The following is a 14,982-nucleotide window of genomic DNA, read 5'->3' as shown; positions in this document are numbered from 1 at the left end:
AAGTCATATACCCATCAGCAATGAATAGATTCTTTTCCAAATACGTTGTTCCGCTTGTACATCGTTTCTCTATAAAATTGTTCCAGCTTCTGATTCAGCCTGTCCCATTCGTAATTCTCTTCTACAAAGGACCGGGCGGACTGCCGCAAGTCTTCGAGCTTATTTTGATCAGACAGCAGGTCTACAGCTGCATCGGCAAATTCCTGGTCCTGATTGCGGACCACGACGGACTCCGACTCGACCGCTCCAATCGGATCATTGACGATCGAGGTTGTGAGGACGGGGATCCCGGCTGACATCGCTTCGAGCACCTTGTTCTGAACACCGGCACCGGTTTTTAGCGGGCAGATGAACAGTTTCGCCTTTGCCAGATAGTCCCGGATATCATCAACCTCTCCTGTCACAGTGATATTCGGCTTATCCCGGCAAAGCTGGATCAAGTCCGGTGTGGGATCTCGTCCTACCACATAGAAGGTAAAATCCTTCGTCTTTCGCATGATGTGCGGGTAGATATTTTCAATAAAGTACTTCACGCCTTGGCGGTTCGGCTCGTACGACATGTTGCCGACGAAGATGAGATTGTTTTGTTCAGTGAGTTTCTTTTGATATGAAAAGTAGTGAAGATCGACACCGTTGCTGATGGTAGCGACGTGCTGCGCTTCGTCTCCTACATAGTTCCGGTCCACATTGGATATGAAGATCGAGCCGTCAAAGCATTCCATGGCTTGTCTCTCCATGAGGTGAATGGTTCTGGCTTCGTGTTTAATGAGAGGGTTCGTGATCGACTTCTTAAAAGCGATTCTTCGGGAAAGGTTTAAGGAAATGGAATCGACAAAATCCAGGACATTCGGCAGTTCCTTCAGCTCTTCAAAGTACGGATAGGTCCTTACAAGCTGGGTGTGCACGACATCATACGAATGGGTGCTCACCGCTTCTTTTATGGCCTGCCTGAACGCATTGGATTCATAGTAGGACACTTGTACTGGTGTGTTCGTCATCATGCCTGCCGCGATCTTCATCATGGCAGCTGACTTTTTAAACTTCACCGTCATGATGCGGGAACAGAGATTATTCAGTTCATCGGGAACCTCCTCCTCATCGGAATAACAGATCAGATGAAGATCATGGCCGAGCTTCTTCAAGCCTTTTAGCTGATGAAACGCCCGCAGCTGATCCCCTTTTCGAGGGGGGAAAGGAATTCTTGGAGCAATGAATAGAATACGCATGTAAGCACCTGCCTTTGTCATCTTATACTATCAAGAACAATTCGCCCTTATTAACGAATGTGATAGGTAAAAAAATAACCTCTGTGCAGAGTTCTTCAGTTAATTGCTACATTACCCAAATATTTACAACATAAAACGCAATAACGAATGATTTTGTTCTATTTAGTGAACATCAATAAATCCTTATTATAAGCAGATTGAGAACAAAGTAAATCGCCCAAAAGTCCTGTTCTAAAACTATTACCATATAATGTAAAATAGGAAAAAACACCCTGCCGGCGAGGTGCTGGTGGGGTGTTTTATGGAGGAAAAACGACTATTTAGTAATCTAACCCTTACAATTTCCCCTTTGATTTAGACCTAGTTTTTTTAGGTAAAGAAAATTACTTAAATTTCCATTTAGTAAAAAGTACGGATTAAATGCGCCGCCAACAATTCCAAATCATTAATTTTATTGGAAAACGTTTGAAAATAATCGTTGTAGCCGTTCACAGCAAACAAAAGACAACTCAATGGAACTACCGATCGGGCCAAAATGGTAATTGAGGGATGGAGAATCAGTGAATGAAAATCTTAATACTCATTGCAAGTTTATCGTTGCTTTTGTTTACAGGGTGCAGTAAGGAGGATGAACACGGTTTGGATGATAAAGAACGTAAAGCAGTTGCTGCTCAAGTCGCTAAAAATTTTGTAGAAAGAAATCAGAAACGGGTGCTTGTGGTTAAAGACGAGTATTTCGTTTGAGTTTTTCTTGTCCGGATTATCTGTAGACTTAAGAAAATTTATTAAATTAACGACTTTTACAACATTTAGAGCAATAGCTTCATTAGGCAATTATGTAAGTAATTTCCCTGCAGCTCCACCTGCTGCTGCACCTAAAATCCCACTCCCTCCAACAAGAACTGTCAATCCACCGACCATACCTAGGCCACCAGCTTTATAACCTTTAGTATGACTTAAGGTGATCCTGATTGAGAATAAACAAGGAAAAAGAAAATATTTATTTACTGGTATATAGATTATATGAAGAGGTTGAAAGCATAAAAAGGGAAAATGTATGCGTAAAAGCGTGAATCTTCTGCTCGGTTTCTTATCATTGGGTTTTGCTGCACTATTTGTCTATAAAGCTGTTGTCACTCATGAGGGCATTCTGCCGGTTCTGTTGAGGATCTTAGCTGCTTTGGTATGGTTAGGCGTGGGCATTTTAAGTTTTGTAGAAAGTAATATTTCTTCAGAAAACCATGTGCGCAAATGGTTTAATCAACAAAGAGTGAAAGGAAAGGTCCATTATAGTGTGGTGTATGGAATTATTTCATGGGGTTTAATTGTCGGCTATGTTACCTGGATTTTCCCGGCCGACTTTCAGGACAAACACCTATTTAAATCAGCATTAACCCATATTGCGCTGTTCATGCTGGTTGGTATTTATGTTGGTTGGCAAGGATGGAGAAGAAATGTGAAAGATGCCCAAAAAATGGGGTTATTTTAAGATTAACAACTGACACGAGAAGGATATAGCCAGCAATGGATTTATAAAAAGCGCAAAAACACATGCAGCTGTATCGCAATTTATAGTACTCGCTACTGTTTTTTTCAACCAAACTTTTAACTGCTCCTTACAAAAAAAAGCCTGTCTCATCAAAGAGATAGGCTTTTGATTCTTATTCATACCAAACTTTGTAGTAGACCCTGGTTGTATCAGAGTTCTTTAAAAGAAGCCGGTATTGAGTATATGGAGATAATGCCTTGCTGCTGTTTTCCTGTGTGAAAGTAACTGTTTGTGCCCCGGTTTTAGGAGCATCAGCTTGTCCAACACTTGTCCAGACTCCATTTATGGCTTTTTGCAGATATACTTTGTATTTCCCGACCGTTGTACTTGTGGAATCTACTTTTACAATAATATCATTGTCGCCATTATATGAGATTGGATAGATGGTATCCGTTCCTACATTATACAAGAAACTGCCCGTTCTATATTTCCCTTCCCAAGTAGGGATAAAGTTCATCGGGTTCATCGCATATGTTTTTGCAGATGTCCAGTAGGGTTGGTGAACTTCAAAATGCAAATGCTGTCCGGACGAAGTCCCCGTGTTCCCCATTGACCCTATCACTTGACCCTGGTAGACAGTAGCACCAACACCTACATTTCTAGTATTTAAATGAGCGTAAACCGTTTCGTATGGCACGCTGTTAATCGTATGTTTAATAAAAATTACATTTCCATAGGAACTAGATAGGTAGGATCTGCTGACCGTTCCTGGAGCTGATGCAACGACTTTAACATATCCGCTTTTAGCCATATCTACACCATAGTGATATTCACCGTTTCTAAGTCCGAAATTAGAAGTAAACGTTCCTTCTGCCGGCTTAATAAATGTGTTATCCCCTGCCGCGGCCTGGGCCTCAATACCTATAAAGAATACCGAAAATAAAAAAGCAAAAACCGTTGATAGAATAAAACTCTTTCTCTTTATGAACATACTTCTCAAGCTGTAATCCCCCAAATATTAGACTTAATTACATAATATAGAATTCTATACTAATATAGTAATTCTTTTCCCCCATACAAAAAAGGTAAAAAAGACCTAAAAATAAAATTAAAATAAGAGGATTAAAACTTTGTGACTATTAAACTTTAGATAAGGTAGGGAAATAGTTGGTTCTAAATAAAGAAAAAGGGGCTGTCCAGAAAGTCGAAAATTGACCTTCAGGCAGCCCCTTTTTGGCTTGAAAAATCTTCAATGAAAAGTTAATTGAAGTGGAAGATGCGAGACTCCTGCGGGACTAGCGTGACAGGTGAGACTCCCGCCGGTGCTTGCACCAAAAAGTAGGCGTTCACGCCGGTAAGGCTCACCGCACGCCCCGCGGAAAGCGAGCAGCCTGGAACGGAAATCAACAGCTTACAGACTTCTTGGACAGCCCCATTTCTTAATGACTAACCTAAACATGAGTGATCTTCCGAACCCCGTTCCGATCCTGAACGAGGGGCCCGCTAGGAAGACAATTTCCAACTGTCATTTAATCTTAGTTATCATTAATTCGTTTAATTTCAGATAGATTCACTTTAGGTTTTCTGCTTTCGGTCAGCAGTCCGTTGACTTCTTGCTGAACATCGGTAATTTGGGTATAGCAAAAGCCGCAAATGTAGTCCAGACTCATGATCGCTTTTGTAATGGATTCATAACGGTCTAAAAATTCCTGCTCGTCTTTTACCTGGTTCCCATATCCCCAGCCTTCTTCTGAGTTAAAGGCAATTCCCCCGTATTCACTTATAATAATCGGCTGGCCTTTATACTCATATCCTTGTGCCATGGCATGCTTAAAATTATTAAAGGCAATCTCATTATCCACGACTTTTTCTTTTTCCTTATAGCGGCTTAGGAATTCGTCACCATATTCCACATAGTCATGAAGGGTAATGATATCCGAAACGGTATGCTCCCAACCATCGTTTACGATGACAGGCCTCATAGGATCCATTGATTTTGTCAGATGATAGATTCCTTCCGTAAATTTTTGCTGCTGTTCGTTCGTGTAAATATTCTTTACTCCCCAAGATTCATTGAATGGTGTCCACGTAATAATACTTGGGTGATTATAGTGCTGCTGGACAACGGTCATCCATTCCTCCGTGAAATTTTGGATCGCCTCATCCGAAAATTGATAGGCTGCGGCCATTTCAGACCAAACTAACAGGCCTTTCTTATCCGCCCAATATAGAAAACGCTGATCTTCAACTTTCATATGTTTCCTTACCCCGTTAAAGCCCATTTCGAATGTCTTCTCGATATCTAAAATGATCGCCTCTTCTGAAGGCGGTGTAAGATGGGAGTCTTCCCAATATCCTTGATCCAAAAGCAGTTTTTGATAAATGGGTACATTATTCAATAAAATATTGCCATTCTTGATCGATATTTTTCTCATACCGAAATAGGACTGAACGCGATCGAGCTCTTGTTCCCCATGGTAAAGGGTGAATTCCACATCGTACAAATGAGGATGCTGCGGACTCCATTGCATGACTTTCCATTCGTGGATCTCACTAGCCAGATTTACTTTCATCCGTGCATTTTCACGGTCCACCTTCAAACTAAATTCCTTTACAGGCTGACCATCAAATGTAATCGAAGTTCTTAACGAAAGCTCCTTTTGATCTTGTTGAACATTCGTCAATTTATAGTCGAACTCTACAGACTCCGTATCCAGATCTGGAGTTATTTTAACCGAATGAATACTCGTTTGATTTAAGAATTCCAGCCATACGGTCTGCCATATACCGGTGGATTGTACATACCAGCAGCCAAAGTTCTTATCGATCCATCGTTGCTTTCCTCTTGGTTGATATTCATTATGGCTATCCTCTATTTTGACGACTACGTTATTTTCTTTTCCTGCATTGATATAGTTGGTAATGTCAAAGGAAAATGCCGTATATCCACCTTTATGCAGGCCGGCAAAAATACCATTCACCCATAGTTTGGTCACATAATCGGCTGCCTGGAAGTGCAGAATGGTTCTTTTATGGGAATACTCTTCAGGCACAGTAACTAACCTTTGATACCAAATATAGGGGCAAAAGGTTTCCTCATGAATTCCGCTGGCCTTCGTTTCATACGTAAAGGGAACCCTTATTTTTTGATTTAATTTGGTTTGTTTGTACCATTGCTCTTTTTCACCGACATTCGTCTGATCGAACTGAAAATTCCATTCTCCATTGAGATTCAACCATTCTTTTCTTTCAAATTGCGGTCTGGGATATTCCTTGCGAATGTTCACTTCCATGATCAACAGCTCCTTGATAAATTAGTGGGTTGGCTCTGCCTGACTATGTAACTTCGAAATCGTTTTATTTTTTGCCAAGGCCAATATTCCGCCCGAAAGAAAAAGAACAGTACTTAAGAAATCCATAAAAAAGTAGGATGCAGCACCTAATAAAATAAACCAGAATGATAGTTTTACTTCGACCTTGTCATCTTTAAGGTTTCTTGCCAGATAAAGATTCAATAACCCTATCGCTACAAAAAAGAGGCCGAATGTTACAGCAAAGCTATATAAACTGCCAAACAAAGATTCCATCGCTTTCATTTGTGCAAATTGCGTTTCATGAATACCGTTACTTTGTGATTTGATATACGATCCATAGACAAAGATGGTAAGCAGACCAGAAAGCATCTGCCATACCGATCCAATGATGATCAGTTTTCTTTCCAGTTTTCTATTCAAAGCATTTCCCCCCTATCCTTTTACTCCAGAAGATAAAGACATCGATTGTAAGAAATAACGCTGAGTAAACAAATACAAAATAAAGGTTGGGACGATCGCAATAATAGCGGCAGCCATCGCATGTCCGATATCTGTGACATACATTCCTTGCAGAAGCTGCAGCCCTGGTGTGATCGGCATTTTATCAATATCGTTGAATACGATGGAAGGCCACAAAAAGTCATTCCATGAACTCGTAAATGTAAATAACGCCACGACGGTTAATACGGGTTTGATGAGCGGAAGGGTAACCTTCGTATAAATTTGAAAATCGTTGGCTCCGTCGATCCGCGCTGATTCATCCAGTTCAATCGGAATTCCGATCATAAACTGTCTTACTAAAAAAACATTAAACACCGCTGCAGCTCCTGGAACGATCGCAGCCCAATAACTATTGACCCAGCCGAGGGTATCAACAATTTTATACAACGGAATCAGGTTCACAACGGCAGGGAACATCATGGTTGCGAGTAAAAAGGAAAAAAGCCAGTCCCTTCCCTTAAACCGCAGCCGGGTATATCCATAGGCTGCCATTGAAACAACCACCAATACAAGAATGGTCTGTGTGACAGAAATGATCATGGAATTCATAAACCACTTGGCTACAGGAGCACTTGTGTTATTAAACAGAACGTCCTGGTAATTGGCCATTACCCAGTGAATGGGCAGCATTGTAAAACCAAAGGTTTGGATATCGATCTCATCTTTAAAGGATGTGAAAAGTGACCAGGCAAGAGGGAATATCCAAATTAAAGTCATACATAACAGAAAAATGAATGAAATCAAGGTGGAGATGTTTACTTTTTTCAATGGTACCCGCCTCCTACTTCCTCTCTCTTAACAAGAAAAATTGAATAACCGAGACAGCCATGATGCACAGACCAAGGATAACCGCCATTGCGGATGCAATTCCTGCGATGGATTGACCCGATCCAAAGGCATTCTGCTGGATATACATAAGAAGCACGGTGGTTGAACTGGAAGGACCTCCCTTTGTGAGCATGAGCGCCTGTCCATAGATATTAAACTGGGCGATGGTTGTAATGACGATTGTGAACAGCAGCTGATTCTTTATACTTGGAAGAGTGATGTGGAAAAACTTTTGCAGCCTGCCCGCCCCGTCCAGTGACGCAGCTTCATAGTATTCTTTGGATACTCCGTTTAATGCTGCCTGGTAAATGATCATGTTCCCGCCGATCCCCCACCAGACTGTTACAACGACGAGTGCGATCCATGCGTAAGGCTGTGTGCCCAGCCAGTTGGGTGAGGAAGTGAAATAATGGTTAATCGGTCCAAACGAAACGTTAAACATCATGGACCAGATGATCATGACAGCTGAAATGGAAAACAATACGGGCAAGTAGAAAATCGCTTGAAAGATCTTCATCCCTTTTGGTTTCACATGGAGTGCAGCAGCTAAAAGCAAGGGGATAATGATGCAGGCAGGAACCGTAAAAGCCACAAATTTAAAGGTATTTCCCAGTCCGGTATGCAGCTGGGTGTAGAACGTTGATTCTTTATTGAATAAAATTTCCTTATAGTTATCCAACCCGACAAACTCGGGAGTATTGACCAAATCCCAGTTCGTAAAAGAAATGTACACACCAAAAAATATAGGGATAAGAAAAAATAGAGCAAACAACAAAAGATGCGGCCCGATAAAAATCATGGGCGAAAAATTGATTCCTTTACGATGCGGCTTGCCCATGGCTGGTGAAAGCACGTCTATTCTCTTTTTTTCAGTCAGCTTAAGATCCATATTTTTTCTCCTTCTCTTTTAGTAGAAGGCAATAGAAGAAATCCTCCCATTGCCTTCTATCCATTCTGCTGGAGACCTGGTTCCTCTTACTTATCCTGTGCAATCTTATCCTCTACGGTTTTCTGGGAATCCTTTAGAGCCTTCTTAATATCGAGCTTTCCAAATACCGTATCATTGCCGATTTTGTCCAGTTGTTCAGAGATATAGCCATTGTACTTGTAGTCAAAGATTTTTAACGATTTTTGTTCTGTTGCATCTTTAATCAAGAAGGATTGAGGCATCTTGTGATATTTAGGATTATCCAATGTAGCTAATGCTGCCGGGTTTTGACCCGCTTCTGCCCATGGAAGGGAGTTATCCCTTACCCAGTCAATAAACTTTATGACGCCTTCAGTTTTCTTCTTGTTTCTTTCAGGATTTTTAAGAAGTACAAATTGGTGGGAAGAACTCCAGTTCACCATTTTGTTCTTGTCATCACTTAGCTGAGGGAAGTTTGTCATTCCCCAATTTAAATTCTTTGCCTTCTTAATATCATTTTGCATCCAGATTCCTTCGGGGTAGAAGATCGCTTTTCCAGATTTAAAGACTTGACCCGCATCCTGGCCATCTTTATTGGTGATGCCTGACTTTACAAAACCATTGTAGAGTTTTAACGTGTCTACAGCTTGTTCCGTGTTTAAAGTCGGCTTCGTGCCATCACTCGTAATGCTTCCACCCATTTGGCTGTACACCGACAAGAAGGCAGGCTTCATCCAAGTAACAGGGGTCGCTATAATACCATCTTTTTTCGCTTTTAAGCCTGCTTCTTTTATTTCATCAAATGTAACGATATTATCATCAAGGGCATGAGGCGCATATTTGGCTGCCAGATCTTTGTTGTAGTACATAACAAAGCTATGCACATCCAAAGGGACGCTATATCGCTTATTGTCCAGGCCGCCAATATCCCAGCCCGCTTTTACATAATTTTCAGCTTTAATTTCAGGATATTTTGCAAGGGAATCATCCATTGGAACCAGCATGTCTTTGTCCACAAATTGTTTGATCCGCTCAGCATGAACAATGTTTAAATCCGGGATGTTTCTGCCTGAATTGACAACGGTAGGAATCTTTGCGTACATATCGGCTTCTTTTAGTGAGATATTTCTCACTTTAAACTTCGGATTCGTTTTGTTATAGGCATCGACCATCATCTGCATGTTTTTACCATCTGGACCTACAAACGGATTCCAAAACACAATTTCATTTTTTCCCACCTTATCAGACGATGAACTTTGGCTGCACGCCCCCAAGGAAAGAATAAAAATAACGATGATCAAACAGTTAATCATTACCTTGATTTTCTTATTCATCTTGAATTTCCCCCTCGTTAATTAGTTAAGACAGTTGGAAAAACAGCAAATAGAAGACCTCCATCATCCCTTCGGACCGATCGTTCCCCCTTCCTGTTAAAAAGATTTAAAATTCAGAAAATTTATGTTAAAAATCACCGATGCGCTAAGAAAAATACTGTTTTTTTCGAAACAAATACTGTAGTATTTAATACAAATATTATGTTTGAAACAGTATTGTTGTATTAATTGTTAAGATAACGCTTTCATTTTGATAAGTCAATATCTTTTTACATTTCCAGTTATTCCTTTATTATGGAGCTATATGGTTCTCCTCATAAAAATAAGATAGGGGTTGCATTTTCTTGCTAGAACTCACAATTGATGAATCAGACGCTTTGATTAAGGTAGCTCACGCGCTCTCTTCAAAGGTAAGAATCGATATTCTAAAATTACTAAATACGAAAAAAATGAACATCAATGAAATGGCAGAACAATTAAATCTGCCAGTTTCCACTATTGCTTTAAACATACGGGTTCTAGAGACAGCTGGGATCATCTATACTGAACTGCTTCCTGCAACGAGGGGGACAATGAAGGTTTGTTCGCGGGTTTTTGAAGATATTCATATGGATTTAAGGATGGATATGGGTTATGGCAATAAAGAAAATATGTATCAGCTGGAAATGCCGATTGGTCATTACTTTGATGCTAATATTTCGCCAACCTGCGGAATCATTACGAAGACTGGTGTACTCGATCCCTTGGATGAACCTGCATTATTTTACCATCCGGAAAGAATGAATGCTCAAATGATCTGGTTCCGCAAGGGGTATATCGACTATCGATTCCCATTGCAGCTTCCGTCCAATGCAAAAATTCAATCTGTTCAATTTTCAATGGAGCTCTGTTCAGAGGCACCGCACTATGACCATAATTGGCCTTCAGATATTACGATATGGATCAATGATCAAGAAATTTGTACGTGGACATGTCCCGGTGATTTTGGTGAAAGGAAAGGGGATTTAAACCCTGTGTGGTTTCCGAAAGAGGGGCACACTCAGTATGGTCTTTTAAAATCATGGAAAATTACCGAGGATGGAAGCTATTTAGATGAAATAAAGGTTTCTAACACTTCGTTAAAAGATATACTTGTCGATAAACAAAAACATCTGAATTTCAGGATCGGTATTAAATCCGATGCTCCGAACATTGGGGGGATCAACCTGTTTGGAAATCAATTTGGTGATTATCCACAAGATATTTTAATGAGGATTATTTATTCTCAATGAATATAAAAAAGATCCAATGAAAGACACAATCTTTCGGAGGATAAACAAAAAGAGGTTGAATCTGGATATTAAGCATTATTGAGAAAGCTATGGGAAAACAGATCGCACGAACAAATCTTAATGAATCATTTCAACAACCCCTTTCAAGATGATAGGGATTGTTAATACAGTTACGTTTGATTTCCCCATAAAAAAACAACAGCCGCCAATTCCTCCTTGGCGGCTGTTGTTTTACCTGAAAAATAGTAGATTATTTCTTAAACCTCCCATGAATATTATTCTGCTTATACGTCCCCGCGTCACTAAACTCCTTCAGCTCCATGGACAGCGCTAGATACCTTGAAGCAAACAGCTCCGCAAAATGACTCTTGATCACCTCAAAAAGCTCATCACAAACAGCCTTTTTATCCGCCTCCGATCTCCCTGCCCCGATCTTCAGCACTCCGTGAACAAAGGCATCGTCCTCTTTCCCGTCTGCCACACGATAGTCCTTCAGTTCAATGGCTCTTGAACGGATGCCGCCAATCGGGAAGATATCGCTGCGGGAGATCAGTACAGCGTTAATTTTTTCAAGAAGAGCCGGAATGTCCGCCTGATCCTTAATATTGTCGGTATACTCTATAATAAAATGCGGCATGATTATACTCCTTTCAACGTGAAGAGCGGGAAAACCCATGAAGTTCCCCCGCCGTCATCCCTTATTCAGCTTTCTCTTGTACACTAACTCTCATCGGCTGAACACCTAAAAACGTATCATCGCCCACAATGGTGTTCATCAGACGGCCGATTCCTTCGATTTCCGTAACCACTTCGTCCCCAACCGCTGTATTCACCGTTCCTTGAGGAGTACCTGTTAAAATGATGTCACCCTTATTCAGTGTCATAAAGATGCTCAAATATTCGATGAGTGCAGGAATATCAAAGATCATATCCCGGGTGTTTCCTTCTTGCGTCAGTTTTCCGTTCACGTAGGTTTTCAGCGCTAGATTCATAGGGTCATCAATATCCTGAGCATCAACAAGCCACGGACCGATTGGTGTGCAGGTGTCTCGGTTTTTTACTCTTAGGTTCGGGCGGTAATAGTTTTCAAGATAGTCCCGAATGGCATAGTCGTTGGCGACCGTATAACCCGCAACATATTGATAGGCGTCTTCACGTTTTACTTTACGGGCAGGACGGCCGATGACGACAGCAAGCTCGCATTCATAGTGCATGTACGTAACATCTGCCGGCCGGCGCGTCTGGGCACGGTGGCCGACGAACGTGTTCGGACCCTTTAAAAAGACAAGCGGTTCGGTTGGCGGTGCTTTAAAATCCAGTTCCTTCGCGTGATCTGCGTAGTTCAAACCGAGCGCAAACACGGTACGGGGCAGCACCGGCGGAAGCCAGACAACATCGTGCTCGGAAACAATTCGTCCATCATTCAGCTGAAGGCAGCCGTCCACTTCAACCGCGTCATGGATGGCGCCTGAATAGGCGACTCGTCCTCGTTTCATAGGGCACCTCCAAATACGGTTTCATGTTCAGGCACAATGGTGTTCTCAAGTGAACCCACACCTTCTATTTCTATTCGTACCGCATCCCTAGCTTTAGCTAGAGGCGCCTTCTCTGGTACGCCGACCATAAGGACATCCCCCGCGTTCAGTGTCATAAATTCCGTCACATCCGCAATCAGTCGGGAAACCGAACGAACGAGGTTAGCCGTCGTATTCTCCTGCTTCAGCTCTCCGTTGATCCACACTTTTACAGAGAGAGAATCCGGATTCGCCACCGCATCCCGCTCGATGACCCACGGACCAACAGGACAAAACCCATCCCGCGCTTTTTGTTTAATGGCAGGGCGATAAACACTTTCATGCGGGACGCTGACATCGTTCACTACCGTATAGCCCGCTACATAGTCCAACGCTTCATCCATGCTCACACGAGTTGCCGTACTTCCAATCACAACCCCTAATGCTGCACCAATTTCCAGCTCCTCCACATCTTCAGGAAGCGGGATCGCACTGCCGTGGCCATTGATTGTATTCACCGGCTTAATGTAGAGAATCGGACCTTTTGGCGCCTCTGTGTAAGGAGCTTCGTTAACCGCATCCCCAAGCGCGGCCATTGCTCCTTTATAGTTAAGAAGCGTCCCATATACGGTGCCAGGCACCGGATCCATTTTTGCTTTGTTCACATCATTCACTCCTTACTGCATCAAGTTATTAATGCTGGGTGACTCCTTTTACATCACTTCCGGTATTCGATTTAACCAATATTTCCTGGAAGTTGCCGGTTTCACTTTTACGGGAAGACAGGATGGTTCCAAGATATGCGCCCAAGAAGCCTAACGGAATAGACACGATTCCCGGTGAGGCTAGCGGGAAGAGTGGAGTTCCGACAAAGAGAGCTTTCCCCGCTTCCGGACTCCACACGTTCGGACTGATCGCAACAAGGAGGATGGTTCCAAATAATCCTACAAGCATTCCTGTGATCGCACCGTTCACATTAAAGCGCTTCCAATAGACGGTGAACAAAATAACGGGCAAGTTGGAGCTGGCTGCGACAGTCAGTGCGAGCGATGCAAGGAATGCCACATTTACTTTTTGCACGAACAACGCCAATACAATAGAAAGAATCGTGATCCCGATCGAGGCCAGCCTCGCCATGCGGACTTGTTCTTTTTCGGTGGCCTTTCCGCCTTTCATGATCTCGTTATAGAAGTCATGGGAGAAAGCGGTGGCTCCTGTCAGCACGATTCCCGCTACGACGGCAAGAATCGTTGCAAACGAAACGGCAGAAATAAGGGCGAATAACGTGTCGCCGCCAAGCATTTTTGCCAGGAGCGGAGCGGCCATATTTCCAGCCGGGTTAGCGGCCATAATGTCCGTCATTCCCACGTATTTGGCAGCTGCAAATCCTAGGAAAATAACCATCACATAAAACAAGCCGATGATCCAAATGGAATAAACGACAGATTTACGCGCCACCTTCGCGTTCGGAACCGTTAGGAAACGGCTGAGAACGTGAGGAAGCCCTGCCGTACCCAGGACTAAACCGAGAGTCAGCGATATCGCATCGAGTCCATTTGTATATTTCGCTCCTGGATTTAAATACGCCGCTTTCAAAGGAGTGGCAGTTTTCATATCCTCAAACACACGCATAAAGTTAAAGTCGAATTTCATCATGACCATGATAAAAATAAGAAGCGTGCCGCCGAGAAGTAGTATGGCTTTTGTAATCTGCACCCAGCTCGTAGCCGTCATTCCTCCGAAAATCACAAACGTGAGCATCACAAGACCGACGAGCACAACGGAGATTTCATAGTTAATATTCAATAAAAGCTTAAACAGAGCACCGGCGGCTACAAGCTGAGCGAGCATATAAAACACCGAAATGGTCAGCGCGTTAAACGCGGTGACTCCACGCACTTTTTTGGCTTTGAAGCGCTCGGCAATCATATCGGCCAACGTGTACTTTCCAAGGTTTCGAAGAGGTTCGGCCACTAACAGGAGAACGACCAAGTAGGAGACGAGCGCGCCATACATTAAAAAGTAACCATCATAGCCGACGAGGGCGATGGCCCCGATCAATCCCAAGAAAGAAGAGGCTGACATAAAATCTCCCGCGATGGCGAAACCATTCTGCCAGCCGGATAAACCGCCGCCTGCTGTATAGAACGTACTGGCATTTCTCGTTCTTTTCGATGCGTAGTATGTTATCAGAAGCGTGACCACCACAATCAATGCAAAAAGGCTAACTACTTTGACGTCCATCCCGTTACCTTCCCTTCACTTCTTGATTCAGTACTTGGGCGGCCATGTCATCAAACTCAGCCGCTTTTTTCACATATAAATGGCAGATGATCCATGTCATCGCAAATTGCGCAAACGCAAAAACCCAGCCCCACGAAATGGCACCGACCGCAGGCTTGATTAAGAGATCTGTATAGAAGGCCAAAACAGGAAGCAGCAAAGCAAAACAGAGAAAGAAAAGTGTAACGGAAATCGTAAAACGTTTTTTGGAGCGCAGCAGGCGTTTAAACTTCTCCGATGCTGCAATTTCCTCGTAATTTAAGGACTCACCTGGTGCAACAGTCTGTTCATTCAATTCCAACATAACAACTGTCC

The 14,982-nt window shown here is 42.6% G+C and carries 16 protein-coding genes; 3 read left to right on the top strand and 13 right to left on the bottom strand.

The genetic code is table 11. The annotated features are described in order from the left end of the window. Nucleotides 1-14: 14 nt before the first annotated feature. A complete protein-coding gene (locus tag OKX00_RS02485) occupies nt 15-1,226 on the bottom strand; it encodes a glycosyltransferase (RefSeq protein ID WP_265409275.1) in 1,212 nt (403 codons plus the stop codon). 564 nt (nt 1,227-1,790) lie between these two features. Here OKX00_RS02485 and OKX00_RS02480 point away from each other — a divergent pair. Both OKX00_RS02480 and OKX00_RS02475 read left to right on the top strand, forming a co-directional pair. Further along, nucleotides 1,791-1,970 (top strand): hypothetical protein, encoded by a 180-nt coding sequence (locus tag OKX00_RS02480; protein WP_265409274.1) that lies wholly within the window; start codon nt 1,791-1,793, stop codon nt 1,968-1,970. Nucleotides 1,971-2,283: 313 nt separating this feature from the next. Then, nucleotides 2,284-2,715 (top strand): hypothetical protein, encoded by a 432-nt coding sequence (locus OKX00_RS02475; protein ID WP_265409273.1) that lies wholly within the window; start codon nt 2,284-2,286, stop codon nt 2,713-2,715. Nucleotides 2,716-2,887: 172 nt separating this feature from the next. On the opposite strand, the gene OKX00_RS02470 is transcribed toward OKX00_RS02475, so the two are convergent. From OKX00_RS02470 to OKX00_RS02440, 7 genes are all read right to left on the bottom strand, one after another. Then, complete coding sequence (locus OKX00_RS02470) at nt 2,888-3,706, bottom strand: M23 family metallopeptidase (protein WP_265410450.1); 819 nt, start codon at nt 3,704-3,706, stop codon at nt 2,888-2,890. A gap of 269 nt (nt 3,707-3,975) precedes the next feature. Then, nucleotides 3,976-4,122, bottom strand: coding sequence for a hypothetical protein (locus OKX00_RS02465; RefSeq protein WP_156418804.1), 147 nt, complete (start codon nt 4,120-4,122; stop codon nt 3,976-3,978). Between the two features lie 128 nt (nt 4,123-4,250). After that, a complete protein-coding gene (locus tag OKX00_RS02460) occupies nt 4,251-6,008 on the bottom strand; it encodes a glycoside hydrolase family 2 protein (RefSeq protein ID WP_265409272.1) in 1,758 nt (585 codons plus the stop codon). Nucleotides 6,009-6,029: 21 nt separating this feature from the next. Further along, the gene (locus OKX00_RS02455) at nt 6,030-6,449 is read right to left on the bottom strand and encodes a hypothetical protein (protein WP_265409271.1); all 420 of its coding nucleotides are present in this window, start codon (nt 6,447-6,449) and stop codon (nt 6,030-6,032) included. Between the two features lie 12 nt (nt 6,450-6,461). Continuing rightward, a complete protein-coding gene (locus OKX00_RS02450) occupies nt 6,462-7,298 on the bottom strand; it encodes a carbohydrate ABC transporter permease (protein WP_322114340.1) in 837 nt (278 codons plus the stop codon). 13 nt (nt 7,299-7,311) lie between these two features. After that, nucleotides 7,312-8,157: a carbohydrate ABC transporter permease gene (locus OKX00_RS02445; RefSeq protein ID WP_234293333.1), complete on the bottom strand. Its 846-nt coding sequence runs from the start codon at nt 8,155-8,157 to the stop codon at nt 7,312-7,314. Nucleotides 8,158-8,333: 176 nt separating this feature from the next. Continuing rightward, the gene (locus OKX00_RS02440; protein WP_265409270.1) at nt 8,334-9,599 is read right to left on the bottom strand and encodes an extracellular solute-binding protein; all 1,266 of its coding nucleotides are present in this window, start codon (nt 9,597-9,599) and stop codon (nt 8,334-8,336) included. A 344-nt stretch (nt 9,600-9,943) separates the two neighbouring features. On the opposite strand from OKX00_RS02440, the gene OKX00_RS02435 reads away from it, so the two are divergent. Beyond that, entirely contained in the window at nt 9,944-10,870 is a 927-nt protein-coding gene (locus OKX00_RS02435) for an ArsR/SmtB family transcription factor (protein WP_265409269.1), read from the top strand. Between the two features lie 250 nt (nt 10,871-11,120). Here OKX00_RS02435 and OKX00_RS02430 read toward each other — a convergent pair whose 3' ends face one another. The 5 genes from OKX00_RS02430 to OKX00_RS02410 all read right to left on the bottom strand — a co-directional run bounded on the left by OKX00_RS02430 (nt 11,121) and on the right by OKX00_RS02410 (nt 14,971). After that, nucleotides 11,121-11,507 carry a 5-carboxymethyl-2-hydroxymuconate Delta-isomerase gene (locus OKX00_RS02430; protein WP_265409268.1) on the bottom strand — a complete coding sequence of 129 codons (387 nt, stop codon included), beginning with the start codon at nt 11,505-11,507 and terminating at the stop codon, nt 11,121-11,123. Between the two features lie 61 nt (nt 11,508-11,568). Next, a complete protein-coding gene (locus OKX00_RS02425) occupies nt 11,569-12,366 on the bottom strand; it encodes a fumarylacetoacetate hydrolase family protein (protein WP_265409267.1) in 798 nt (265 codons plus the stop codon). Then, a complete protein-coding gene (locus OKX00_RS02420) occupies nt 12,363-13,034 on the bottom strand; it encodes a fumarylacetoacetate hydrolase family protein (RefSeq protein ID WP_265410448.1) in 672 nt (223 codons plus the stop codon). Before OKX00_RS02420 ends, OKX00_RS02425 begins: the two co-directional genes overlap by 4 nt. A gap of 43 nt (nt 13,035-13,077) precedes the next feature. Continuing rightward, entirely contained in the window at nt 13,078-14,628 is a 1,551-nt protein-coding gene (locus tag OKX00_RS02415; RefSeq protein WP_265409266.1) for a solute symporter family protein, read from the bottom strand. A 4-nt stretch (nt 14,629-14,632) separates the two neighbouring features. After that, nucleotides 14,633-14,971 carry a DUF485 domain-containing protein gene (locus tag OKX00_RS02410; protein WP_265409265.1) on the bottom strand — a complete coding sequence of 113 codons (339 nt, stop codon included), beginning with the start codon at nt 14,969-14,971 and terminating at the stop codon, nt 14,633-14,635. Nucleotides 14,972-14,982: the final 11 nt, after the last annotated feature.

The sequence above is a fragment of the Fictibacillus sp. KU28468 genome, assembly GCF_026153615.1.
GTDB classification, from domain to species: domain Bacteria; phylum Bacillota; class Bacilli; order Bacillales; family Fictibacillaceae; genus Fictibacillus_C; species Fictibacillus_C marinisediminis.
Note: the sequence above shows the minus strand (reverse complement) of the source record. Positions and strands in the feature narration are given on the sequence as shown.